This window comes from Flavihumibacter sp. CACIAM 22H1 (genome assembly GCF_001601815.1).
Taxonomy (GTDB): Bacteria; Bacteroidota; Bacteroidia; order Chitinophagales; family Chitinophagaceae; genus Flavihumibacter.
The window spans coordinates 91,764-116,939 of the sequence record NZ_LUKG01000001.1; the positions used below are offsets into that span (position 1 = coordinate 91,764).

Here is a 25,176-nt window from a genome sequence, read left to right on the forward strand (position 1 = left end):
TGGATTAGGCATGAAGAAGAAGTGAATTAGACTGTTTAGCTTCTATTTGTCGAACCGTTTGTGTGGTTCTGAATAATGCGTCGGGTGTCACAGAAATACTATCTATTCCCAGGTCTACGAGAAACGCGGAGAAATCAGCAAAATCAGAAGGACCTTGTCCGCAAATACCTACTTTAACCCCTTTTGATTTAGCAATGTTTATTAAATGCCGGATACTTGCTTTTACCGCCGGGTTACGTTCATCATACAAATGAGCAACCAAACCGGAATCTCTGTCAAGGCCAAGAGTGAGTTGGGTAAGATCATTGGAACCGATTGAAAACCCATCAATTAATGCAGCAAAATCTTCGGCCAGCCATATATTGGAAGGCAATTCAGCCATTACATAAATTTCAAGCTCCTTTTCACCTCTTTCCAAGCCATGTTCCTTCATAATCTCCAGTACTTTTTGCAATTCCTGCGGAGTTCTGCAAAAAGGCACCATTACTTTAATATTGGTAAAGCCCATCTCTTCTCTTACAAAACGGATGGCTTCACATTCCAGTCCAAAAGCCGCCCTGAATTCCGAAGAATAATACCTTGATGCGCCTCGCCAACCCATCATTGGATTTTCTTCCTTCGGTTCAAAATTGGCACCACCTACCAAATTCGCGTACTCGTTTGATTTGAAATCACTAAACCTTAGAATCACTGGCCGGGGATAAAATGCACAGGCTATTTTGCCGATCCCAAATCTCAATTTCTGCACAAAGTAATCGCTGCCTGATTGAAAGCCTTGTGTAAGCTCTTCCATCTGTTTGCGCGTACCTGCATCTGTCACAACCGTTTCATTCAACAATGCCAGTGGATGAATTTTCACATAATTATTCACGATGAACTCCTGCCTGGCTAATCCAACCCCCATTGAGGGCAACTGCGCATAAGATAAACATGTTTCAGGCGAAGCAATATTCAACAGCAGCTGGGTTTTCAGGCCTTCAATGGATTCGAATGAATAAGATTCTTCCAGGAAATCGACTGTACCTTCATACACTATACCTGTTTCTCCTTCGCAACAGCTTACAGTTACTTCCTGCCCCTGGCTTAGTAGATCGGTGGCAATTTTACAACCAACCACTGCAGGCACACCTAATTCTCGGGCAACTATGGCTGCATGACAGGTTCGACCGCCTTTATTGGTTATGATAGCCGCCGCTTTTTTCATAATAGGTTCCCAATCGGGATCTGTCATATCTGTAACCAAAACATCGCCTTCGTTAAATTCATGCACGTCCAATCCATGTTTATTCATGGAATAAAAAATATTCACTTTACCCGCACCCTGGTTATTTCCTACCGCTATTCCTTTAAGCAAACAAACCAGCTCCTCTTCTTTAGTTAATCGCTTATAAGTCGTAACTGTTTTTTCTTTTTTGTTGGAGTGTACTGTTTCTGGTCTGGCCTGAACAATATATAATTGATTATTTGTTCCATCCAGGGCCCATTCAACATCTACCGGTGTCCATCTTTTATGAAGAGAGGAATAGTATTGTTCAATTTTCCTAACCCAGGCTGCTAATTCGATTACCTGCTCATCGGTGAGGCAAAATTTATGCTGGCTGAGTTTATCGATAGGAATAATTTTTACCCGTTCATCCGATCGTTCGCTGTAGACCATCATTTTGTCTTTCTGACCAAGCTTTTTTTCGACTATCGGATAAAAGCCCCTATCAAGTGCCTGTTTACTCACTAAAAACTCATCAGGTGCTATAGCTCCCTGAACGATTAGTTCTCCCAGTCCATAAGCGCCGCTTATAAGAATTGTATCTGCAAACCCTGATTCGGTATCTAAACTAAAAGAAACACCTGCTGCCCCAAGATCACTTCGTACCATTTTCTGAATACAGATACTTAAACCCACTGCGCATTGATCATAGTTGAAGCGATTCCGGTATGAAATTGCCCGATCCGTAAATAAGGAGGCAAAGCAATTTCTAACAGCATCCATTAATAATGCCGGACCACGAACGTTTAAGAATGTTTCTTGTTGGCCGGCAAAAGACGCATCGGGTAAATCCTCGGCTGTTGCGGAAGATCGCACTGCTACATCGGTAAATTGCTCGCCAAACTCACCCGATAATGATTCATAAGCAGTAATTATATGATCGCTTAATGCTTTAGGAAATCGGCCATTGTTTACCAATAATCGAATCTGGCTACCTGCTCGGCGCAATGAATCCAGGTCTTCGTGATCTATTTGGTCAATAATATGCTGAATGGTGGTTTGTAAACCATTAAACCGGAGAAAATCAAAATACCCATCAATGGTGATAGCAAAACCACTTGGAATCTGTACGCCTAATTGTTCCAGATTCCCATACATTTCTCCCAGGGAGGCATTTTTACCCCCTACTTTACCGATATCCTGTAATCGCACAGAAGATAATGGTACTATATAATTTGTTGCCATTTAACTATGGTGAATGGATTCTTCCGGAAACTGACAGCTGTCAGTTTCCGGAAGAAAAAAGATGAATTGATTACCAGCCCGGGTTTTGCTCTAAAGAAGGGTTTAACAGAATTTGCCGGATGGGTAATGGCCTAAGATAATGGCGCGGTAAAAACTGCCGTTGAGAGGCTGCTTCCAGCACTATAAAGCCATCTGCATCGAGCTGAAAAACAAGGTTACTCCAAGGCAGACGTTGTTCAAATTCCGTTCCTTTCCATTTAATTCCACGTACTGCTTTCGGCATTTCAGTTTCTGCAGTTTTCCATCTTCTCAAATCATCGAACCGGAAATTTTCCACATACAGTTCAATGCTTCTTTCACGCCTGATCTCTTCCCGCATGTCTAACCCATTGGTTGCAACAAATGCATTGTTAAGGGAGGGCATTCCAACTCTTGTTCGAAGTTTATTTATCGATTGATCCAATTGTACATCTGTTATAGCTCCATTTTTCTCAAAGAGAGCTTCAGCCAGTATTAAATAAATTTCTGCCAACCGAAATACGGGGTAATCATTTCCATGCGGACCGCCAATTTCCTGCTGCATTTTAAAGGTTGAGTAACCAGTTTGTGTAAGTATTCCGAAGGCTATATCATAAATAATTCCACCTGCACCCGGATTATCCCAATTTTTATGATAAGCCGGTTGCGTAAATAGCCAGTATTTCTGAAATGGAGTGATCAGCCAATTCTTCATCCTTGGATCCCTGTTCCTGTATTCACTCAAAATTTCAGCATACCCTTCAAAAAGGGGCGATTTTTCGATGGGAAGGCCATCTTTACTAAGGAACATATCCACCAGTTTCCGGGTTGGACTTAAAACACCCTGTCCTATATTTAACGCGGGTGAAGGAGAGATATCGCGATCATGGCGCCGGGCAAGAATGGTTTCACGTTGCGCAGCTTTTGTTAAGCCAGCTGCGTTGGTTTTTCGGGTACCCTCCAGCAAAAAATAGTACCGGTAAGAGCTATCGCCTAAAACATCGCGCCGGTCGAATAATTCAAACAAATTACTGTTTAGGATTTCGGTAGATGCACTTATAGCCTGATCCAGCATTTCAGCAGAATTATTGCCATTTTCGTGGAATTTACGCCAGGTTCCTTCAAATAGTGCCACTCTTGCTTTTAGAGCTAATGCGGCCCATTTGCTAAGCCTGCCATTATCCGTTCCAGGCCCGCTAGCGGGTAGGTCTGGTATGGCCTTATCTAATTCAGCCAATATAAATGCAGCCACCTCTGCCCTGGTATTCCGAGGTCCATAAAGAATATCATCAGAGCTAATCCCAAGTCTTTTGTCAACAATCGGAACACCGCCAAAGTTTTTCAACAAATCGAAATGCGCAAATGCTCTGAAAAACCGGGCTTCTGCAGTATACCGGGCAATGGCTGTTTTAATATCAGCTGGTGCTTCCCCTGCCTTTTCAATAAGATAAGAGGACTGCCAGATAGAACGATAATTGTTATCCCAGATAGAGCTGGTTTCTGCCGGTGCATAAGACCCATTGCTAATGGCCGACCGGTTCGTAGCCATGCTAAGATCGGCATTATCGTCTCCACTGCCCAAATCCGGAAGCGTTAGGTAAAACTGGTTGGCAAAGGTCTCAAAATCCTTTTCAGTTTTGAAATAAGTAGCCTCACTTAATGCATCAAGTGGCTTTAAATCCAGGTTTTTTTCACATCCGCTTAAAAACAGTGCGGAGAAAACAAATAAATATATAAAGAGTTTCATGATTTTGCTTTTAGAGGGTAATGTTTAATCCGAAAGAATAGGATCGCGGGTAAGGCGTATTCACAATTGAAAACGGCTTTTCGGGATCAAAACCGCTGGGAATTTTCGACCATTCCATCAAATCGCTTCCACTAAAAAATACCTGAACTGATTTAAGCTTTGCTTTGGACAGTAAGGATGCAGGAAGATTATACCCAAGTTGCAGGTTTTTCAACCGCATATACGCTGCATTATGAAACTTAAATGGCGCATTGGAAGTCTGGTAGTTGTAATTATTAATATTGTCGTTTTGCGACATTTTAGGATAGGTTGCATCTACCCGGTCAATCGACCATGTTTGATGATAATGATAGGCTTGTGGATTACGGAAAAATGGAGCAGCTGCAATATTACCATCCATCACTTCCCATTTTCCAACTCCCTGGAATATTGCACTCAGGTTTATACCCTTCCAGTTAACTCCCAGGTTTACACTATAGCTATAGCGAGTATTGGAATTACCGATATATACCATATCTCCACCTGTGGTTGGATCTTTTGGATTATAGAGCATGGGCGTTAGTTTTCCATCCCCGTTCAAGTCCTTAAACATTACATCACCTGTACGGATATTTGTAGGAACACCGCTTGTAATGGAAGCTTTATAGGCATTAAGCTGGGCTTCATCCTGGATTAAACCATCGTATTGGTAGGTAAAATAGGAACCGAAAGAATAACCCTGGATAAATGAATTCTGTCCATAGCGGGGAATCGGAGAATCTGCCAGCTCAATTACTTTATTCTTGTTATCGCTGAGAACAAATCCAAAAAAATAATCAAGGTTTTTATTAATACGATCGCGCCATTGCAAAGCCAGTTCCCAACCTTTGGTCTCCATTCTTGCACCGTTAATCTGTGGTGGGGTTATGCCTAAAATAGTTGGAAACTCCTTTGAATAAAACATATTCTTATTGGTCTTCACAAAATAGTCAAAGCTTCCTGACAATCTGCGTTGAAAAAAGCCAATATCCACTCCTATATTTTTTACTTCCAGGTTTTCCCAAGATCTATCCGGACTAGCCAAACCAGGCACATTGGTACTTAATGTTCTAAGTGGACTATTTACCGGACCAAAAGGATATTGCCCTCCAAAAGCAATAGCCTGTATATAGTCATATAACCCTATACCCGACTGGTTACCTAACTGCCCATAGGATGCTCTTAATTTTAGCATATCCAGGAATGGATTGAACTTATTCATGAATTTTTCGTTGGAGATCATCCAACCAACAGATCCGCCATAAAAAGGAGCGCCTCTATATCCGGGAGCAAATTTAGATGAGGCATCGTAGCGGAAATTACCTTCAAAAAAATAGGTTTGTTTGTAGTCGTACGATATTCTGGAAAAAGCAGAGCGGAGGGCGGAGTGCGACCTGGCTTCACTGTTGAATTGTTCAGTTACAGCCCCATTACCCAGAAATGAAAGTTCATTACTCAATAAAAAGGGATCTCCATTTCGATAGGCGCTGAAAGACCTGTTTTCAAATTCTTCGTGCGATGCACCAGCCAGTACACTAAAATTATGCTCTCCGAAATTCCAGCGATAATTTGCGAACAGGTTACTGACGAGTTGATTGGTTTTGGCATATCCGGCTGTCACCTGATCACGTCCTCCCCAATAGAGATTTGAATTGAAAATCACTTCATCGTCATAGGTATAGCTTAAAAATCCTTTGCGCAGAGAAAACTCATCGAACAAATCTCTGTTAATTGCCAATTGATAGGTGATATCCAGATTTTTTACAGGTGTTAATACGGCTTCTACCTGTGACCGAATCTGTGTATTCCTGGCTTCCCGGTCTCCACCTTCTTTTGCCCAACCGATGGTACTCAGGTAGCCGCCAAATCCATAATATTTTCCAGTGGGCGTATATTTTGCTTTGCCTGCAAAACTATTCGAGATAATATCCTCTATGGTATTGTAATCGGTGGGTTCTACCAGTTTCTGTGATTGCAGAGAAACATTGGTCCGTATTTTCAGGTAATCGGTTACATTGAAATCATACTTAAGCCGGGTATTATATTTCCGGTTGTAATTGGTTCCATATTGCAACATTGAATTCTGATCGATAACGCCCACTGATACCCAGTAACTGGAGCGGTCGGATTTACCCGAAACGGAGAGGGTATGCTGTTGCTGTGTAGCGGAACCCCACATTATATCCATCCAGTCATTGTTACTAAGGGTAATATCTTTCGTATCAGGAAAAGGCCCTTTAGCTACCGTAATTTCATTAAGGTTGATATCCTGGGTTAAAAAAGGCTTAAGGTGACTATAAAAATTGGTTTGTACCCCGTCGTTTTCATAGGACTCATTCCACATTTCAATAGCCTGCAAAATATTGGCTTGTTTTCTGACAATTCCGGGTTTATTAATCGTAAGGTTACTGTTCACAGATACCGTTGGACGGGCAGTTTTCCCCATTTTAGTGGTAACGAGGATAACTCCACCTGCTGCCCGGGAACCGTAAATAGCAGCCTGGGCATCTTTTAAAACCGTAACACTTTCAACATCTTCGGGGTTAAGGTTATTTAATGCGAAAGCAGAACTGGAAGGCTGAGGAATACCATCTACTATAATTAGTACTCCAGGGTTTGATCTTGAAGAAATACCCCGTATTTCAATTCCAATATTATCTGCCTCACGGCCAACGCGCCCGATATTACCCCTATTGATTACCAGTCCGGGTACCAGTCCCTGTAGAGAGGTAATAACATTTGGCGTAGGGCGATTAGCCAATTGTTCTTTCCCAACTACAGATACGGCACCTGTTAAAGTGGCTTTGGTTTTTGTACCATATCCTACTACTACCACTTCGTTCATCGACTGGTTAATTGGTTGCATTTCGATGTTCAGTAAGGTCTTTTTCCCTACTGCAACTTCCTGCACCTGCATGTTTACGTAAGTAAAAATGAGCACTGCTTTTTCATCCGGCACATTAATAGAAAAATTTCCCTTTTCATCAGTAGTTGAGATCAAAGAAGTGCCTTTTACCTGAATTGATACGCCAGCCAGTGGTTCTTTATTGATATCTCTTACCGTTCCGGTAATACCAATCTCCAGGTCGGCTTCGTTTTTATTTAACAGAATAACTGTTTTGTTTGGAAGTATTTTCCAGGATAAATCAGTAGCGTTCAGAATGGCTTTTACAATTTCTTCTACGCTAAGTTCGTTAGCCGAAAATGTGACTGGAGTATTAGTTCTGATTTTATCCGTACTGTAAATAAACCGGTAAGAGGATTTCGCCTCAATTTCTCGGAGAACAGATTCCAATCGTTCATTTTTAAAAGAAACTGACAGTCGTTCCTGGGAATAGGAACGTGCAGATACCTGCAGGCAGGTAGCCAGTAGCAGCGCAATCATACATTTCATAAGCAGCAGGGTTTTTAGCTTTCTCCGGTGGCCCCAGGAAGCTCCAAAATCTTTCGATTTTTTCATATATTTGTTTTGGTTTTATACAGCCGCAGTTTCCAACGCCAATCGAACACTGATGCTGTATTTGTTAACTAATAGAAAGGGGAGTTTGCTTCCCTTTCATTTTTTTGAAATCCTCACAACTTTGTCATTGATTGAAAATTTGAATGTATTGGTTAATTGTAACGCTTCCAATGCTTCTTCAATGGTTTCTTCCTGGAATTTGGCACGGAATCGCATGGCACTGACTTCCTCATCCAGCAGTTCTATTTTTACATTGTACCAGTGTTCCATTTTTTCACGAAACTGGTAAAAGCTTTCATCCGGAATTTCCAATACTTTCCTGGTCCAAAAGGTTTCGAGTATAGTTGTTCCATCGGAAGATACCGTTATTGGAATGCGTAAAATTTCTGGCCTGCCTTCCAGGTTATTTTTTATGCTATCAGTGGATAAAACCGGCAATAGTTGCCGGTGAACGACTAATTTTTCGTGGGGTTTCAGTAAAATGCCTTTGGGAGCATTGTTCATAACAACTTCCACAGATCCTCTAAGCAAGGCAGTTTCCGCAACAGAGTCCCCGGGATATGCGCGCACGTTAAATGCCGTGCCATGTACTTTTACATCGTATTCGTTTACATGTACTACGAAAGGATTTTTTTTATCATGTACTACATCAAAATAACCCTCTCCGGCAAGATATACCTCACGATTGGTACCACTGAAATTTTCTTTAAGGTGGAGAGATGAGTTTTTATTTAGGATAACCAAGCTACCATCCGGCAATCGGATAGTCTTTTTACCCGCGGCATCAGTGGCTATAATCTTTACCTGGTCTGCAGCTGTAATAACCTGCAACGGCCCTATGGAATCCTGCTTTTTTTCTGCATTCAGCTGGCTGGAAGCGGTTTTGCCTTCCCAGTACTGCAAGCCCAGGAAATAAACCATAAAAGGGAGCAGCACGGCTGCTGCTGCCAGGATCCATTTTCCGGTCCGAGCGTTTGCTTTCAGCCACTTGCCGGGTTGGCTTCCAGAATTTCCGGCCCCCTGAAGCACAGCCCGGAGTCGCTCCAGGTCTTCTTTTTTCTGCTCTTGCAGTAATACTTCCTGTAATGCGGAGAGTAATAGTTTCGCCTCCTCGAGGTTCTGCCACTCTTCGGGGTATTGCAGCAAATAAGCCTTCCACCATTGCTCCAGCTCTGGTGTAGGATTTTTGCAATAGGCAATCAATTCGGCATTTGTAAGTAATTCCTCTTTTGAAAACCGAGGCAACATGGCAGCATCTTTCTAAATAGACGGGAACCAATAAAAAACCTACCAAGTTTTTTTCAACTATTTTTTAAAAAATAGTCAGCACCAGGAAGGCAATAGAAATACCCCGGATCAATTGAGCTGCGGAGGGTTGAAAAAGCTTTTTCAGTAATTTCAGACCGGTTGAAAGATTATTGTAGACACTCTGGTGTGACCAGCCGGTAACCTGCTGAATCTGCTCCATTGTCATATTACAATAAAATTTATAGTAGATTATTTTTTTACAACGATTAGGTAGTTTTCTGAAGTTTTGAGCTATTAGCAGCTCAGCTTCCCTCCTTTTTTCCATCTCCATTTTGGTTGTTTCATAGGAAGGAATGATGGTAAGTGGAAAATCTCGATCGGGAAATTCGATGAAACGGTCAGCCCGATCTCTAAAATGATCGATAATTTTGCGCTTATAAGCCGTAATAATATAAGAAGTAGGATTGGTTAGCCGCTCAAAATCAACTTCTTTATTATAAAAACTGACAAAAAGTTCGTGTATAAGTTCTCGTTGCAGAGGTTCCTCTAACTTATGCACCTTCCCTATATGAAGGAGCCGTTCATACATTTCATTGAAATATCTGAACAGCAGCGTACTGTCATAAATTAGCTGTTTACTGGCAGGCATGAGCAGGTTCTATGAATGGTCTGTTTTAAAAGTAATCAAAATAAACTGCTGCAGAACGGAATGGTAATTTTCTAATATATATTGTTAATTTTACAGAAATCGGTCGCTCAGGCTTGAATTAATCGCTTTACTTCACAGAAGGGGTGATCGTTAAGTGCGTTTGCCGGCCTATTTTACAATTCGTCTAATCCACCTGACGCCCGCCAGTCCCATGTTACCAACAAGTGGGCGTAATAAGCCGCATACACATTCTTTCAGAAACAACTGTATGGCGGCTGTAGAACGTATATAGCACTACTGTGCAATCAAAAAACCAAAGGGTTATAACGCATATCTGGAAATTTTCAGAAAAGCTATTAACTTATGTAAAAGAATCCTTCAGAGTGTGCAAATCCAGAAATTCAGATGGTGTCATTTTTTTTATCTCCCGGAAGATCCTATTGAAATTAGAAATATTATTAAACCCCGACTCATAACAAATAGAACCGATATTCTGGTTGTTTTCTATTAATAACTTACAGGCATACCCAATCCGTATCTGATTTAAAAATTTCGTAAATGTCTTCTTGTGATAGTTAGAAAAATACCTGCTGAACGAAGAAGGATTCATATTCGCCAGCTCAGCTACTATATCTAACGGGATATCTTTTTTAAAATTTTTCATCACATAATGAAATGCCAAAACTTGCAATGTCCGGCTTTATTGAAATGGCATTCATTTCCCGAATAGCCTGAATAGCCTGAATAGCCGTTTCCAAATTGACCCCAAAATGAATTACAACAGCCTCCGCTCGCAACGCTGCATCCTTCTCAAAATAGGCAGTATCATTTTGCCACAGATGGGGCAGCTCTTTTCCTCGTTCCTTTTTTGACTATACCAAGTTCATATTCTGGATGATAATGAAGAACATTTAAAATATTACTGGAGGAATAGTTCTGAACCGATACCAACCTGTTAATGTCAATAAATCGTTCAAGCAGCGTAGCCTTTGTATGTAGATGATGGTAATTGTTAAAGCTGTACTGACTAGAAATTTACACTACTTATTACTGTTAACACAATTATTGCAAATAAAATATGAGTAGCGGAAAACAACTGATAGGAACAGGGTAGGTGGGAGAAGGCATTTTTAGCCAAAGCATTCAACGCTATTTACAGCATACTCTTCTAATAAATAATGCACCAGCAGTTAAACAATAAAATACAGGTAGCCATACAGACGGAATTTCCCGATGTGGATATTTATTACACCTTAAACGGTACAGAGCCAACACCCGCTTCTTTAAAATATACGGAGCCATTCCGGCTTTCCAAAACAGCAGAGGTAAAACAAGGTCCTTCATAAATAAAAAGCCGGTGGGCTATACGGCACACATGAACTTTCCGATTCATAAAGCTGCCAATGCCTTGGCAACGGTACAGGACAGCACTCAACTACTTACCAAACTTACAGATCTTGAATATGCCCAACCAGACAATACAGATCCCAGGTGGCAGAGATTGCCTTCTAACACTACACTGAACCTACAATTTAACCGCCTGACAAAGATCAGCGAATTGCAGTTGACGGCACTGCGTTATACCATTAGTAGCTACTACCCCCCGGCAGAGGTGGAAGTCCTGGGATCTATCAAAAAAGCAGCCGCATTCATACAGGGAAGAAATAAAATCAGCTACAAAATCAGCTTCCCGCCCACCAATATTACCCAATTGAGGATTAAGCTTAGTGGGGTTGACCCGATACCAGCAGGTCATTTCGCTGCGGGGGGTAAAAGTTGGCTATTACTGGATGAACTGGTCATAAATTAGTGTCGTCCATGTGTCAATGGGGTTTCATCCATGCATCATTCAATTGTTTGTCAATAGGTTAGCTATTTTTAAGCACTTGGTTGGTACATGGATGACACATGCTTTACGCGGTGGAGGTACATGAGCAGGGTTTCGGAAAAACAGTTGCTACCAGCGTCCGTTCTAACCAACCTCTACATCAGGTTCTTTTAGTAGCAATCCATCACTTTCCCCGATTTCAAACAAGATATATCATAGAGCTTCACGACTTAACTGTCCAAGCAGATAGTCAGCCCCGAAATCAATAATAGCAGTAAGGGAAAGCGTATATAAATATGGGATGATATCGGCCTTACCAGTTATACCTGCCTTCGGAGAATAAGTTATACCCCTCCAAAAAGCTGAATAATATATGTTAAAGGATGTCATTCTTACACAAAAGTGTAAGAACAAAATGCCTGCAGTTAGCTAGTTTTATTATTATAAATATACTTAGTAATAACTATCAGCATGGCACTCTCCCCTACCACAATATTGATAGTGGATGACCATCAGTTAATTAGAGAAACATGGGCGCATATTTTAAGCAATGAAAGTCACCTGAAAGTGGTTGGCAAAGCAGCTAATGGAGAAGAATGTATAGAATTGGTTAATACCCTTAATCCGGATATCATCCTAATGGATATTGATATGAAACCAATCAATGGAATTAAGGCAACCCGTGAAGTACGAAAGATATCCAACCCTATAAAAGTTATCGGAATTTCGATGCATTCTCACCCACATTATGTGAACAGGATGCTGGAAGAGGGAGCAAGGGGTTATATCACTAAAAACGTTTCAAAACCTGTGCTTCTGGAAGCCATAGAGGAAGTTAGTAAAGGGAACAGGTATTTATCGCCAGATGTTAAAGTGACACTGGTAGAGTACGTATTAACCCAGGAAAAAAATAAAAAAAGAATATCGGAACGGGAATATGAAATTGTAGAGTTGATCTGCCAGGGCTTGACATCTTTTGAAATAAGCCAAAAGCTACAGATCAAAAAAACGACCGTGGAAGTACACAGACACAATATTCTACGAAAACTAAACCTTAAAAATACAGCCGAACTGGTTAATCAGTTTTATTGCTAGCGTCCTAAAAATAAAAATCCAAGTAGTATGAAATATCTAATTTTTCTTATGTTCTCTATCATTTACGTGCATAGCTATGCACAAAATGTAGGCATCAATACCAATTCGCCGCAAGGCACCTTGGATGTAAATGGAACTCCTGCAAATACCGGCGCTTCAGATGGAATTATTCCACCCCGGATAACAAGGGCACAACTGATAGCAAAAACCGGTTATGGAGCCAATCATGCCGGCTCAGTAGTTTATATAACCGATTTAAGTGGAACCGTAAATAATATTACCCGGCATGTACAACATATTGGACTATACGTATTTGATGGAACAAAATGGAATCCACTTCAGAATAAAATGCTCGGTTTTTCAGCGGTTAGAACCACTTCATTTACAATACCTGCCATAACATTTACCACGCTGGTTTATCCTGAAAAGGATTACGATACAAACAACTGGTATAATACATCTACTGGCGTATTTCAACCAACTCAGCCAGGTTATTATAATGTGAACGCTTCTGCTACGATCTATGACACAAAAGAATATCTACGAATAATATCAATTTATAAAAATGGGGCGCTTTTTACAAGCGGTAGTGCTCACTATTCAAATGGAGTTTGTATATCGGTTTCTTCATTAGTTTATTTTAATGGCACAACGGACTATATAAATATAACCCTCTATTGCAACCAGGCTCTTTCAGTAACACCTGCCCGTCGTGAAACCTTTTTCCAGGCCTACTTTGTGGGTAATTAATTATTAGTCAATAATTCAATACGTATGAATCATTGTTTTATTCAAACCTTAGTAAAAGTTAGTACAACTGGTAGTTCGCTCCCTCCACAAAATAGGCTGAGCAATAATGGGAGTCGACTTAAAGTTGGAACTCCACCCACACTATTCGTAAATGGAGAATTTAGCAACGTTAGCAAAGTAAAGGAGATAGCGACTAATAGACCGGAAAACACCAATACTGTTACTACAAGTTTACCACTCTTTCCTTTAGAATTTATAGGCTACATGAGCCATCCATCTATTGCCGGCACGTGCAAATCCATTCGCCAATTCCTGGCTTAAGGGCGTCTGGAAATAACCGCCCATTGCCCATCTTTTGGCTGCCAGCATTTCCGCTCCAATTGACCCCATCAATAACCTTCCTCCCGATACATCCAGTTTATAACCAGCATCGCGATCCAACCTGGCATATTCCAGGCTTGCCCCTAAATTTGGACTCACACTGGACTTTGGACCCACCTTAAACTTGTGATAAACCTGTGTATTGATAGTAGCTTTATTTCCATACCGATAGGAGTCTCTATTTTCTGTGTTTATTTTATAACTCGCATTTACATTTATGCCCAGGTCCTGAACCCTCAAATCATACGCAGCATTTAACAAAAAATCAATACTGCCCGTTCCTAATTGAAAAGTATTAATCGATGGTCCGCTTACATCCCTACCATTCTGATCATATTGGCCAAAAGGAAGCTTTACGCCTCCTCCTACCCATAAAATCTGATGAACCATTTTGGGATGATCTCCCTCCAGCATACTCATCTTTTTATATACCTGGTAAAACCCATTCACGGTTGCATCTCCCAATCCCATCCTTGACTCCCTTGAACCAGCGTTTTCCTTGCTGATTACCTGAAAGGGTACTGTTGCCATCAACCGGAACTTAGGTGCAAGGTGCCAGGCGCCCCACCACTCCATTGTATGGAATCGTTCTTTGGTGGTTAGATAACTGGTACTTCCACCGGCACCTATATGCGTAATCAGTTGGTTATATCGATACCGCAACCCCATCAGGCGCTTATTGAATTCCGGTAAGATGCCTACGTAATATGTCCCAACACCGCAGCCGCAGATATCACAAGCTAACGAGTCTTTATTCCCGATAAGAAAAATCAATAATATACTCAGTGTTATCTTCTTCATGGTTTGGTCTCATTTGCTATTTCCAACTGGACTTGTTTTCGCTCCCATTCAAAAGTCAGTACGGCTGTTTGCTTATCTTTTTTGGTCAATTTATATCGGAGTCTTTCTACCGGTTTTTCAAGTTGTACGGGTGTTACCTGTCCCCGCCATACATCTTCTGATTCCTGGTATTCATCTGCCAAATGCTGATCGTATCGCTTATTCAGGATAACTGTCCAGCTACTGCTGTCAGGTATCGTAAACAGGGCATACATGCCTTCCGGAATCTGCTTTCCCTGAATTACTACGGGACTGGTAAATGAGATAGTGGTTGCCTTATGTGCTCCTGTCACCCATACCTGTTGATAAGGAACCAGTCCGCCCCAAACCACCCTGTTTTTTACTCCGGGTGAACTGTAAGCAAGGTGAATATGTTGTTGCTCGAGATTTACCATGGTAACCCGAAGCGGACTACCTTTCAATGTATCTTTTGTAATTAGCCCCTTTTCTAAGCTGTCTATATAGGATTCAGCTCCAAGGGATTCAATTTTATGGCCGGCATGTAGATTTCCTTCTTCATTACCTGTGGCACAGGCGAAGAGAAACGCACATCCTGTTAAAATGAATAGTTGTTTCATTATTCTGCAAATAGAGGATTCTTTATAAATGCGGTATCATTCAATGTCAGTAAAAATGCTTTCAGCTGACTTCGCTCTTCCGAAGTCAAAGGTATTCCAGGTTGATTTCCATTTTTAAGTAATGGATCCAGATTGGGGGTCGCTTTCATATTTTCGGCATAGTGATCCAATGCAGCATCCAGTGTACGCATTCTTCCATCGTGCATATAGGGCGCTGTAAAAGAAAGATTACGCAGCGTAGGCACTTTAAATTTAAACCGGTCTGACGGTTGTAAACTAATTGCCACTCTTCCCGAATCCTGATTAGGGCCAATTCCAATTCCATTGTCCCGGAAGCTATTATCAGTAAATAGTGGTTCGGCATGACAACTGTTGCAATGTGTCTGAAAAAGCGCATAACCACGTTGCTCCGTCGCTGAAAAGCTTGCTTGGCCCCGCTTAACCTGATCGTATCTGGATTGATCGCTTACCAGCATCACCATAAATTGAGACAAGGCTTTCATTACCCTTCCGGTATTGATTTCTTCTGTTCCAAATGCCTTTTTGAACAATCTCGGATACTCCGGATGCGATTTAAGTTTTAAAATAATATTGGCTACCGACTCATCCATCTCAACCGGATTGGTAATGGGTGATATCGGGAAAAGATCCAGATCAAAAATGCCGCCATCCCAGTTAAAGGAACTATACCAGGCCAAATTAGCGAGAGAAGGTGAATTTCTATGGCCCAGCCGATCATCTATACCATGACTAACATCATGTCCATGGTGTGTAAAGCCGGCACTTTGAATATGACAGGAACCACAGCTAATGGTATTGTTTCTGGAGAACCTGGGCTCATAGAATAATCGTCTGCCCAATTCAAATCCTTCTTCAGTAACCGGATTGGCTCCCAACCTATATACAACCGGCGGAAACTCCCGTGGGGCACTAAAGCCCTGGAAAACGGAACTAACCTGCTTTTCACAAGCAACCAGCAGAAACATCGTTCCTGCCAAAACTCCACTAATCCATTTTATCTGATGCATGGGATGCTTCATTTAATTTTCCGTATGATCATGCACAAACATGTATTGATAATTATTTGCCACCAGGCGACTGTATTCACTAAACATTACACTTGGATGCGTTGCCAGAGACACGGTAGTTGTACCATTAAATACTTTTGCGATATCAACGAGAAGATGAATGTTGGCAGCTCTTCCTGTTCTGACTTTGGCAACTCCTCCCGCCTGAAGGTCAATATCAATCACTTTAATATTATTGATGTTTTGAACATTGTACCCGCCAAATCCTCCAATATGATACCTGAATTTTCGTTGTCCGGACGGATCAACAGGCACACTGGCAGATGTTCCCTCCATTTTCAAAAAGATATACCCCGAATTCCAACCCCAATACATTCCTGACTCCATGCCTCCTGACGGATCAAGTACTCCTTTTCTTTTATCAATACCCAGGGTACTGCGCACACTATCCACTCCTAATGTGAACCGAACCGATTTATAATCTCCTACGGGTACTTTCATATTGGCAAACCGATCAGCAGCCTGGCCCTCCCGGATTAGAAAATAAGAACTGTCCTGGGGAACCGTATATACCGTTCCGTCTGCTTTAGTGAATGAAACATTGCTGATAAAGTATTGCAACAAATCAACCGTATATTCTTCTCCGGCATCGTTTTTATACACACCAGTTCCTAGTTGTAGATTATATCCACCCACTATATTGTCAAATTCTATACTTAGTGGCGCGAGGGTTGAACTGTCCATAGGTGTTTCAGTAGTCTTCTCACAACCAAGAAAAACGAGGGAAACAATCAAACCAGTTAAACTTTTTATGGTACTCATTTTTTTTAATTAAAAGGATTCTGAAAAGAAGGGTTGCGGAGTAAGCTGCTATCTGTAAGTGTTTTAAGGAAAGCCAGCAACTGACTTTTTTCTTGTACTGATAATGGAATACCAGCTGTTCCATTCTTTTTCATGACAGCAGTATCCAGTGTTGGAGAGTGCTTTACGTTATTGATATAATGATCCAGTACCTGCTCCAGTGTTGAAAATCTGCCGTCATGCATATAGGGGCCGGTAATAGCAATATTGCGCAGGGTAGGCGTTTTAAATTTGCCAAGATCAGCCGGATTAAAACTTATTCTGAATCTTCCCATATAGATACGTTCATGCGCATCGTTAGAGAAATCAGCATCAAGCCCGTTATTGTGATATAAATTATCTGTAAAAAGTGGAGCCGTATGACAGGAATTACAGAATTGGGAAAACAATTCCAATCCGGCTTTTTCATCAGCTGAAAAATTTACGCCTGAACCAGCTACATAGCTATCGTACTTTGATTTCGTACTGATCAGGGTCCTTTGAAATTGAGCAAGTGCCCGTACGATATAGGCAGACCGGATCGTATCAGCAAAGGCTCGCCTGAACTCCTGCACATAAAGCGGGTCAGCTTTTACTTCTTCCAGCAATTCAACTAAATTCTGATCCATTTCATCATGCGCGGCAAGCGGTGCAAAGGCCTGAGACTCCAGATTGGTACTGCCACCATCCCAAAAAAGGCCATTCGTAATCCAGGCACTGTTCACCAGGGTTGGAGAATGCCGGAGCAATACCGTTCCGGAAACTCCGGCCGTACTTAATGCAATTCCATCGGTAAATGCTTTTTCTGGTGCGTGACAGGTAGCACAGGATATTTTATTGTTGGCCGAAAGCCTTGGATCAAAGAACAAACGGCGGCCCAAAGCCACACCTTCCTCTGTTAACGGATTATCAGAGGAAGGTGGGATAGGCGGAAAATGGGCAGGCAGTTCAGGCTGCATTGGTACCGGACCCGGCACAACTGTTTCATTGGCAGAACACGCAGTTAATAATAGCGCACTACCGAAAAGGATCAGTTTGCTTATACCTGCTATTTTCCGTTTCAAATACACTATTGTGCAGTTTTAACACTGAAAACTTTAGTTGCATAATTAGTGGCAACCTGTTGCATAATGGTAGCCTGCCCGGCTCCGATAGAAGGAGTTGTAAGCAGATCTATTCCATCAAAAACCTTGTCGACACTAACAGCCAGGTCAATTGCTGTTTCTTTTTTGGAACTGATTTCGATTACTGCTGGCAATTGCAAGGATAGAGATTCATAATTGTCATTTAAACCAGTTTCCACCTGAATGGATTTGGTGGTTGATCCTTCCTTCACAGAACCTTTTAAAGCACTGAAAATATAGGTGGTATGCCACATCCAGGAAACATTGGTCATTCCGTTGAGCTGTGATAATTCACCAGCCTGTAAACTGAGGTTATCATTGTACTTGGAGTCAACCCCAATAGAAAATTTAACAGTCTTGTATTCTCCCTTTGGAACATTGCTGATAATGACAGTCTCACGTTTCTTAGCCGGATAGGTAAAGGAACCATCCTGAACATCAACTGCTCCGGTTTCTTCCAACAGATAATAGGAATTGGGGATCTTCACTTCTAAACCATCTGCTTTTACCAAAATAACGTTGCTTACCCAATAACGAAACTGATCAAATTTGTACGTCTTATTTTGAATAGTATACTCTTTATTTAATGCCAGGTCTTCCGATCCAACTCTTGCATCAAAACTAAGGTTCAATGTCCCATCTCCTTCTTCGGTAACAACTTTTTCTTTTGTACAGGATCCCAGGATAATTGCAAGGGTGCTAAACAGTATAATAACTTTTTTCATTGTAATAATAGTTGAATAAATAAAGCATGGCAGCACAAGTCCTTTGCCAGTCAAAAAAATTCTTTCTGACAGGACATAACTCTTCTGACAGGGATTTACATCCCAAAAAACAGGAAAAACATCAGCTTATTATATTGGCATTAAACTGCCGGGGGATGGAAAATATCCACCAAAAAAATACTGTGGAATTCTTCCTTGTTGCGAATGAAATGTTGGATATTTGTTGACGCGAAAGACCTCTCTATAGTATAAGTTGGAAGGTCTTCAACAAACTCAACGGAAAGTGTAACGGCTGTTTTTTGTTCTTTTCCGGAATCCGGTGTTTCAGCAGCTTTTTTGAGCTTCTGCATCAGCAAGCATTTTCCTTCACAATTCAAACTGGTATTAAACCTGTTTTCACAAAGGTATTTGCTGATATAGTCTTTATTCGAATTATAATCAAGCAGAATAATATATGAGGCAAGCATCTTTCCGGTAAGAATTAGCACCAGAAATAGCACACTAATATATCGTCCTAGTTTATACATCTGGGGCAAAGTTAGGACAAGAATTTAGTTACAAAGAAAAAAATATGAATAATATATTTAGAAGCGCCATTTACTTCAACATATTACTGGTATTAGCCGGACTATCATCCTGTCAAAAGGAAAATAGCATTGAATTAGGCAATGCGCCTGAATTTGGAAGGATTGTCCTGTACTGGCAACCTGTATTTAAAAATGACTCATTTGAATTCAATCTACCCTATCAAAATGGATCCGGTGAAACCTTTACAGTGCAGAAGTTCATGTATTATATCCATAGCATAGCCCTCCAAACAACAGATGGCCGCTGGAGAACTGTATCTGCAAAAGAACATTTCCTCGTAGATTTCCGAAATGCATCCAGTAAACTGCAGGAATTTCCTGTACAGGTTGGAGCGTACAAACAACTTCGATTCGCTATTGGAGTGGATAGCAGCAGAAATTTTAGTGGGGCACAAACAGGTCCTCTTGACCCTTTAAACGGTATGTTCTGGGCCTGGTCTTCAGGATATGTATTCGCCAAACTGGAGGGGTTATCTCCGGATAGCCGAGGACCCCGGCAGGAATTTACGTACCATATTGGCGGCTATAAACCACCCTATGTGGCATTTCGAATCATTACCCTGGATCTTACCGGCAGCGGAATGCTTTCCATTCAAAAAGGAGCAACCAGGCATCTAAAAGTTACCGCAGATGTATCCAAATGGTTCGACAATCAACACACTATTAAGATTGCCACTCAATATGCATCGCATTCACCGGGGTCGTTTGCTGTTTTGGTAGCTGACAATTATGCGGGAATGTTTACTGTAAGAAGTATAGAATAATTATTTCGATCTTCAGTTCTTTTTATACCGTATTTAGCGAAACAGAGCTTTCAACTATTATAGCATCAATTGAACTTACTTTCAAAAAACAGGTAGGAAAAATATGTTATTTTAAACTCGATAAGATCAATAATCTGCCGCCTTTAAATACTTCATTCTATTATCATTACCGGGCTCCATGCCAAAGTAATTAACTTTATCATATAATTTAAACATGTGGCTTTATAGATGAGGCGCGGAAGATACCTTTGTTTCAAATAATTTATTTTTGGAGGAGCTTATTGTACTGTACCCCTCCCCAAAAATCATATAATTGAAATTAGACAGCAATGTATAAGCGCAACGACTATAGAAAACAAAGAAGGATATTACCGGAACTACAAAAATAGAGCGCATTTATGGAAAAGTGGATTTATGTAATTGACGCTGGAAAAAATTCGTATTCCCAAAATAACTTAAAGACCGCTTGCGATACCTGATACAAAAATGAAACTTCCAGCATGGGCCTTGTTGAGAATTGACTGGAAAATGGCAGTAAATGCAGATCTCCAAATATTTTGAATGATTTTAATCGGGAAGTACAGGCGATGAAAGAGTCTTACTCTCTTTCTGCAGAACCTGTTATATAAGTATTGATCAAATTTTTTGAATGGCATGTTAAACCTAGAAGATTACGCTCTTTCAATGGAGTTGAATTTAATGCGCAAAAAACCCACGAGTTCTTTTGAAAAGATAAAATTGATCATAGCCATATCCTAAAAATAAAACACATGCAGAATTGAACTACTATCCATCCGGCAACGGAAGAAACATATTAATAGATGGAAGATTACAATAACAATCACCCACATGAAAGCCTTAGCGATAAAGCACCGACAGAATTTAAGTAAATCATTTTTAGTAATTCTAGGGAAACGGATTAAATTGTCTTACGCTCTGTAGGAAAAAAGGGGTGGGTACACATCCTGCTTCAAGCCAGAAAAACAGAAAATCCCGGCGAGTTCAAGGATAAAAATAATCGTGCGGGCACCACTGAGTTCGTAGATAATGAACTGGTAGCCGGTACGCTTAAAAAAGGATTTGACTGGTACTCACTACTACAACATCCTTTTGCCAAAGCTGCTTACATGATGTTTATGATCAGTGAAGTCCATCCATTCCTCGATGGCAATGGAAGAATGGCGCGGGTAATGATGAATGCGGAACTAAGTGTAAAAAAAAATGGCTAAAATCATCATACCGACTGTTTACCGAAAAGATTATATAGGCACATTAAAAAACTGACCAAACAGCGAGATGCAGATGCATATATAAAGATGTTGCAGCGGGCATGGGACTTCAGCAGTTATATCTATAATGAAGACCTTGATGCCATGTAGGAATATCTTGTTTCCCGTAGTGCATTCGGCACGCACAAGGAAGGATATCTAAAAATAACATAAATTAAATAAGGCTTGTTCATTTAAAAACTTGCATAATAGCCAGGAAAAATATAAGTTTATACATCTTTCCTTTGTCCCCAAATGGGACTTAGGTGGCGAAGCATTAAGGCAGATTAAACAGTTGAAAGAAAAACAATACGCATAACCGAAAACCCCATACCAAATTGCATTGGTGCAACTACAACCTGACAAAACGCTAAGAACACAATTGAAAATAAAGGGGTTATTTTTTATACAGACAAGGCTAATTGCGTAAATAAACGCGTTAGCTGCTACCATATTGAACATTCGGAAAACAAACAATAACAAATGGACATACCTATTTTCAACTTATCAACACTTAAAAAATACTTTTACAACTTTATTGCTACCAGTATCATGATAACAGCAATAAGTATCGGAGTATATTTTTGGATAAGCACAAGAAACATAAGATTACCGTTTGAATCAATAAATTCCATGTATGTGATTGGAAGTATTTTCGTGGGCACTTATATTTTTAATCAATTAAGTAAAAAAGAGTTAAACAGAATAATTGAAACCGTGGACTATCAAGAAAAGTTTAGAAAATATGAGCATCGGTATAAAAAACAGTTAATTGTGAATGTTATATCAATTGTCTTTTCAGGATTCTTCCTAATTACAACACAAAAGAGACTAATGCTTTATTTGATAATCTGTCAACTAGTACTGAGCCTTCTTTTCTATCCTAAGAAAATTGTAATAGAAAGAGAGCTTAAAGACGACAAAATTATATACACCTAGCATTTGTACTTTGACGGTAGAAGCTAACAGGCGGTTCCCATGTATATAGGCCTTTAGAGGGAGTGAAAAAAGCAATTTTTTTCTTTTGAAAGCAACGGCTACCCGGAAGGGAAATTGTAACTACTCTTCGCCTTCAGAAGTATTTTTTTCCCAACTGCAAATTTAAATCATTCGAACATATTCTAATCTGTCATTATCCATTACCAGCATCCTATGAGTAGAGGCTGAATTTTAGCACTACAAGTCCTTGTGATTAAATGATTAATGGCTTGCTGATGATATACAACCGGCTACAGTCTTGGCAAATTCAATGACTCGCTGTTTTATTATTTCACGATGAAAACTTTTTTTAGTCCGGCTGATTAATTTAATAGTCAGGTAATGAGTAATGGTTGATTGATTCATAAATTATTTGACAATAGAGCTTTGATAGGGTTGTTCAGTGAGCCATACATATCGGATTCTACTCAATAGTTTACGGGCAACTTTTACTATGGCCTTTTTACAGTTGAGTTGTGCCCGCAGTTCCGGACAGATTTTAACCAGAACTCATACTCACTCAGGAATTCATAGTTTAAATGATGTAGCTCCAAATCCGTTCTCTTATAGCGCCATTTAATAAACGACTGCGTATGCCGCAATGATATTTCATAGCGTTGCAAGGTTCCCGGGGCGTATTGCTCTCCAACCAGCACTTTCATTTGATCGTTGTGTTGTTGAAATATCTCCAGTATTTTCTTGGCAGATTTTCCTTTATCCTCCCCTAGGACACAGGACTTAATAGCCTCCGGTGTGATGATGGTACCCTGCTCTAATAAGCTTCGTTTCGCCTCGTAAATCTTCTGATGTATAGTATCTAAATAGGCGTTAACTGATTTTACCGAATCCGATCGGCCATTCAATCTTTCAGCTTGCGAATTCCAATTTCCGATGCTACATGTCCTTTTCAAACTTAATTCAACGGACTTACCATCCACTGTAATACGGCAATAAATATTGCCATCTGCTGACGAACCGGCACGTTTTCTCAAGAAGAAAAACAATCCAAAACTACGTTCCATATGCTCCCAGTTTATCGATCTACATATAGTTTTAATGCATTAACATATTCGTGCATGTGTTTTTATAAAACGTAAATAAACAGCTCATTGTAGAGGTTTCAGTGAATTACGGGCAAGTTTGGCAGCAGTTCAACGAATCGTTCAAGTAACTATACCCGTAAACTGAAGTAAACTGAAGGCAGACTAAATGCAAAAAGCCTGCAAACACTTGATTTTGCAGGCTTTTTGCGTTGTACTTTACGTACCTTATTGATTTTCCGCGGAGAGAGCGGGACTTGAACCTTTTGAACCTGGGTTATGAAATAAGGGATTCAGCTTAGCTGTAAATCAATGATGTACAGTTATTAACTATCGAAACGCTTTAAATTATTTTAAAATACATAACCGAAATTTGCTACAATATTGCTACATATTGATACCTTAGTGTAGCAAATAACCACAATGGCAAAAACGAAAACCACTATCCGCTTCTGGCACCGTATCGATAGGAAAAATGCTGATGGCACTGCACCCATTCACTTGATATATCAGATCAGTGGTCAGCGCAAGTACTATGCAATTCCGGAATCAAGTATACTGCCTGTTTATTGGGATGCGGAAGGCCAGAGGGTGAAATTTGTGGATGGTAAAACGGTAAAACAGTTGATGCCGGATGCGGAGAGTAAAACCGTGTTATTAAAGGATGAGCTTAACCAGGTAAAGGAAACGCTGGACGGGATCCGCATCAAGGTCCAGGCTATTGAAAATTCATTCCTGGAAAGAGGTATACCGTTTTCAGCGCAAATGGTTGTGGACAGATTAAAGGAAGGAAGCCGCCTGCAGACTAAAAAGGATGAATCCTCGACCTTTCTTTTTGAATTCATGGATCGATACATAAATGATCACCAAGGCATACGGGAGAAAGGTAGTTTAAGCGTGTACCATTCCTTAAAAAGCCACCTGAAAGCGTACGAGCTACAAACCGGTAAGAAAGTCAGCTTCCAGGCAATTGATTACGGTTTCTTTCAAGCATTCCAGAACTTCCTTATCAAGTACCGGCAATTGAATAACACCACAGTTGCAAAGCAGCTTTCAACCGTTAAAACATTCCTGAATTATGCCCGCCTACATGGCATTGAGGTACCGGATGGGTACAAAGATTTCAAGATCAAACGTGAACCCCTGGAAGTGGTGGCGTTAACTCTTGATGAGTTCGAAACCCTGTTCAATATGGATCTTTCCGATAATCCTCGACTGGATAAAGTGAGGGATATATTTTGTTTTTCCTGTGCTACTGGCTTGCGCTTTTCTGACCTGGACCAGTTGAAGCGGGAACATATCAAAAACGGGGAAATCCGGCTTACAGTCAAGAAAACAAAGGAATTGCTGACCATTCCGCTTAATACTTATTCCGCATCCATACTGGCAAAATACCAGGAGCAGTTGGCACCGCTGCCAATGATATCAAACCAGAAAATGAACGCTTATTTAAAGGGATGGGATGAGAAGAATGAGAAAACCGGAACGACCATTCACCACCCGGGACTTTGTGAGATTGCCGGAATCAATGAACCGCTAGAAATAGTGAGATTTCGCGGGGCGGTACGTGAAGCCAATATATTACCGAAATTCAAGCTCATCGGGGTTCATACCGGTCGTAAAACATTTGCAACCTTATCACTAGAAAAGGGCATGAGTGCAGAGGAAACCATGGCCATCACTGGACATAAGGACTACAAGTCATTCAAGCGCTATGTAAAGGTTACTGAGCAGCGTAAAAAGGTTGTTATGGGTAAGGCA

The 25,176-nt window shown here is 40.6% G+C and carries 21 protein-coding genes; 7 read left to right on the forward strand and 14 right to left on the reverse strand.

Annotated features, from left to right (window positions below):
* Positions 1–4: 4 nt before the first annotated feature.
* The 6 genes from ppsA to A1D16_RS21650 all read right to left on the reverse strand — a co-directional run bounded on the left by ppsA (position 5) and on the right by A1D16_RS21650 (position 10,253).
* Positions 5–2,449: a phosphoenolpyruvate synthase gene (gene ppsA, locus A1D16_RS00350; RefSeq protein WP_290706591.1), complete on the reverse strand. Its 2,445-nt coding sequence runs from the start codon at positions 2,447–2,449 to the stop codon at positions 5–7.
* A 70-nt stretch (positions 2,450–2,519) separates the two neighbouring features.
* A complete protein-coding gene (locus A1D16_RS00355) occupies positions 2,520–4,214 on the reverse strand; it encodes a RagB/SusD family nutrient uptake outer membrane protein (RefSeq protein WP_290706593.1) in 1,695 nt (564 codons plus the stop codon).
* 10 nt (positions 4,215–4,224) lie between these two features.
* Positions 4,225–7,692, reverse strand: coding sequence for a TonB-dependent receptor (locus A1D16_RS00360; RefSeq protein ID WP_290706596.1), 3,468 nt, complete (start codon positions 7,690–7,692; stop codon positions 4,225–4,227).
* 96 nt (positions 7,693–7,788) lie between these two features.
* Positions 7,789–8,940, reverse strand: a complete 1,152-nt coding sequence (locus A1D16_RS00365) for a FecR family protein (protein ID WP_290706598.1) — start codon at positions 8,938–8,940, stop codon at positions 7,789–7,791.
* Between the two features lie 64 nt (positions 8,941–9,004).
* Positions 9,005–9,589, reverse strand: a complete 585-nt coding sequence (locus A1D16_RS00370; protein WP_290706600.1) for a sigma-70 family RNA polymerase sigma factor — start codon at positions 9,587–9,589, stop codon at positions 9,005–9,007.
* A 361-nt stretch (positions 9,590–9,950) separates the two neighbouring features.
* Positions 9,951–10,253 carry a helix-turn-helix transcriptional regulator gene (locus A1D16_RS21650; protein WP_366206314.1) on the reverse strand — a complete coding sequence of 101 codons (303 nt, stop codon included), beginning with the start codon at positions 10,251–10,253 and terminating at the stop codon, positions 9,951–9,953.
* Positions 10,254–10,767: 514 nt separating this feature from the next.
* On the opposite strand from A1D16_RS21650, the gene A1D16_RS21655 reads away from it, so the two are divergent.
* The 4 genes from A1D16_RS21655 (at position 10,768) to A1D16_RS00385 (ending at position 13,262) form a co-directional block, all read left to right on the forward strand.
* Positions 10,768–10,935 carry a chitobiase/beta-hexosaminidase C-terminal domain-containing protein gene (locus A1D16_RS21655; protein ID WP_366206313.1) on the forward strand — a complete coding sequence of 56 codons (168 nt, stop codon included), beginning with the start codon at positions 10,768–10,770 and terminating at the stop codon, positions 10,933–10,935.
* A 29-nt stretch (positions 10,936–10,964) separates the two neighbouring features.
* Positions 10,965–11,399 carry a hypothetical protein gene (locus tag A1D16_RS00375; protein ID WP_290706603.1) on the forward strand — a complete coding sequence of 145 codons (435 nt, stop codon included), beginning with the start codon at positions 10,965–10,967 and terminating at the stop codon, positions 11,397–11,399.
* 489 nt (positions 11,400–11,888) lie between these two features.
* Positions 11,889–12,512: a response regulator transcription factor gene (locus tag A1D16_RS00380; protein ID WP_290706606.1), complete on the forward strand. Its 624-nt coding sequence runs from the start codon at positions 11,889–11,891 to the stop codon at positions 12,510–12,512.
* A 27-nt stretch (positions 12,513–12,539) separates the two neighbouring features.
* Positions 12,540–13,262, forward strand: a complete 723-nt coding sequence (locus tag A1D16_RS00385) for a hypothetical protein (RefSeq protein WP_290706608.1) — start codon at positions 12,540–12,542, stop codon at positions 13,260–13,262.
* A gap of 246 nt (positions 13,263–13,508) precedes the next feature.
* Here A1D16_RS00385 and A1D16_RS00390 read toward each other — a convergent pair whose 3' ends face one another.
* The 7 genes from A1D16_RS00390 to A1D16_RS00420 form a co-directional block, all read right to left on the reverse strand.
* Positions 13,509–14,444 carry a transporter gene (locus tag A1D16_RS00390; RefSeq protein WP_290706610.1) on the reverse strand — a complete coding sequence of 312 codons (936 nt, stop codon included), beginning with the start codon at positions 14,442–14,444 and terminating at the stop codon, positions 13,509–13,511.
* On the reverse strand, positions 14,441–15,061 hold the full coding sequence (locus A1D16_RS00395) for a DUF2911 domain-containing protein (protein ID WP_290706612.1): 621 nt from the start codon (positions 15,059–15,061) through the stop codon (positions 14,441–14,443). The genes A1D16_RS00390 and A1D16_RS00395 overlap by 4 nt, the downstream gene beginning before the upstream one ends.
* Positions 15,061–16,089, reverse strand: a complete 1,029-nt coding sequence (locus tag A1D16_RS00400) for a cytochrome c peroxidase (protein WP_290706614.1) — start codon at positions 16,087–16,089, stop codon at positions 15,061–15,063. The genes A1D16_RS00395 and A1D16_RS00400 overlap by 1 nt, the downstream gene beginning before the upstream one ends.
* A gap of 12 nt (positions 16,090–16,101) precedes the next feature.
* The gene (locus tag A1D16_RS00405; RefSeq protein ID WP_290706616.1) at positions 16,102–16,911 is read right to left on the reverse strand and encodes an MbnP family protein; all 810 of its coding nucleotides are present in this window, start codon (positions 16,909–16,911) and stop codon (positions 16,102–16,104) included.
* Between the two features lie 5 nt (positions 16,912–16,916).
* A complete protein-coding gene (locus tag A1D16_RS00410; RefSeq protein ID WP_290706618.1) occupies positions 16,917–17,993 on the reverse strand; it encodes a cytochrome c peroxidase in 1,077 nt (358 codons plus the stop codon).
* A gap of 5 nt (positions 17,994–17,998) precedes the next feature.
* Positions 17,999–18,778 (reverse strand): MbnP family protein, encoded by a 780-nt coding sequence (locus A1D16_RS00415; RefSeq protein WP_290706620.1) that lies wholly within the window; start codon positions 18,776–18,778, stop codon positions 17,999–18,001.
* A 140-nt stretch (positions 18,779–18,918) separates the two neighbouring features.
* Positions 18,919–19,128, reverse strand: a complete 210-nt coding sequence (locus A1D16_RS00420; RefSeq protein WP_290706622.1) for a hypothetical protein — start codon at positions 19,126–19,128, stop codon at positions 18,919–18,921.
* A 221-nt stretch (positions 19,129–19,349) separates the two neighbouring features.
* Here A1D16_RS00420 and A1D16_RS00425 point away from each other — a divergent pair, with 221 nt between their 5' ends.
* Both A1D16_RS00425 and A1D16_RS00430 read left to right on the forward strand, forming a co-directional pair.
* Complete coding sequence (locus A1D16_RS00425; protein ID WP_290706624.1) at positions 19,350–20,129, forward strand: MbnP family protein; 780 nt, start codon at positions 19,350–19,352, stop codon at positions 20,127–20,129.
* Between the two features lie 965 nt (positions 20,130–21,094).
* Positions 21,095–21,358: a Fic family protein gene (locus A1D16_RS00430; protein WP_290706739.1), complete on the forward strand. Its 264-nt coding sequence runs from the start codon at positions 21,095–21,097 to the stop codon at positions 21,356–21,358.
* Between the two features lie 1,469 nt (positions 21,359–22,827).
* Here A1D16_RS00430 and A1D16_RS00435 read toward each other — a convergent pair.
* Positions 22,828–23,397: a phage integrase SAM-like domain-containing protein gene (locus A1D16_RS00435; RefSeq protein ID WP_290706626.1), complete on the reverse strand. Its 570-nt coding sequence runs from the start codon at positions 23,395–23,397 to the stop codon at positions 22,828–22,830.
* Between the two features lie 441 nt (positions 23,398–23,838).
* On the opposite strand from A1D16_RS00435, the gene A1D16_RS00440 reads away from it, so the two are divergent.
* The coding region (locus A1D16_RS00440) for a site-specific integrase (RefSeq protein WP_290706628.1) at positions 23,839–25,176 on the forward strand (1,338 nt) is incomplete at its 3' end.

Excerpts from the sequence above, each read along its gene's own strand:
- ppsA (WP_290706591.1), bottom strand. The coding sequence starts at position 2,449 with ATGGCAACAAATTATATAGTACCATTATCTTCTGTGCGATTACAGGAT.
- A1D16_RS00355 (WP_290706593.1), bottom strand. The coding sequence starts at position 4,214 with ATGAAACTCTTTATATATTTATTTGTTTTCTCCGCACTGTTTTTAAGC.
- A1D16_RS00360 (WP_290706596.1), bottom strand. The coding sequence starts at position 7,692 with ATGAAAAAATCGAAAGATTTTGGAGCTTCCTGGGGCCACCGGAGAAAG.
- A1D16_RS00365 (WP_290706598.1), bottom strand. The coding sequence starts at position 8,940 with ATGTTGCCTCGGTTTTCAAAAGAGGAATTACTTACAAATGCCGAATTG.
- A1D16_RS00370 (WP_290706600.1), bottom strand. The coding sequence starts at position 9,589 with ATGCCTGCCAGTAAACAGCTAATTTATGACAGTACGCTGCTGTTCAGA.
- A1D16_RS21650 (WP_366206314.1), bottom strand. The coding sequence starts at position 10,253 with ATGAAAAATTTTAAAAAAGATATCCCGTTAGATATAGTAGCTGAGCTG.
- A1D16_RS21655 (WP_366206313.1), top strand. The coding sequence starts at position 10,768 with ATGCACCAGCAGTTAAACAATAAAATACAGGTAGCCATACAGACGGAA.
- A1D16_RS00375 (WP_290706603.1), top strand. The coding sequence starts at position 10,965 with ATGAACTTTCCGATTCATAAAGCTGCCAATGCCTTGGCAACGGTACAG.
- A1D16_RS00380 (WP_290706606.1), top strand. The coding sequence starts at position 11,889 with ATGGCACTCTCCCCTACCACAATATTGATAGTGGATGACCATCAGTTA.
- A1D16_RS00385 (WP_290706608.1), top strand. The coding sequence starts at position 12,540 with ATGAAATATCTAATTTTTCTTATGTTCTCTATCATTTACGTGCATAGC.
- A1D16_RS00390 (WP_290706610.1), bottom strand. The coding sequence starts at position 14,444 with ATGAAGAAGATAACACTGAGTATATTATTGATTTTTCTTATCGGGAAT.
- A1D16_RS00395 (WP_290706612.1), bottom strand. The coding sequence starts at position 15,061 with ATGAAACAACTATTCATTTTAACAGGATGTGCGTTTCTCTTCGCCTGT.
- A1D16_RS00400 (WP_290706614.1), bottom strand. The coding sequence starts at position 16,089 with ATGCATCAGATAAAATGGATTAGTGGAGTTTTGGCAGGAACGATGTTT.
- A1D16_RS00405 (WP_290706616.1), bottom strand. The coding sequence starts at position 16,911 with ATGAGTACCATAAAAAGTTTAACTGGTTTGATTGTTTCCCTCGTTTTT.
- A1D16_RS00415 (WP_290706620.1), bottom strand. The coding sequence starts at position 18,778 with ATGAAAAAAGTTATTATACTGTTTAGCACCCTTGCAATTATCCTGGGA.
- A1D16_RS00420 (WP_290706622.1), bottom strand. The coding sequence starts at position 19,128 with ATGCAGAAGCTCAAAAAAGCTGCTGAAACACCGGATTCCGGAAAAGAA.
- A1D16_RS00425 (WP_290706624.1), top strand. The coding sequence starts at position 19,350 with ATGAATAATATATTTAGAAGCGCCATTTACTTCAACATATTACTGGTA.
- A1D16_RS00435 (WP_290706626.1), bottom strand. The coding sequence starts at position 23,397 with ATGGAACGTAGTTTTGGATTGTTTTTCTTCTTGAGAAAACGTGCCGGT.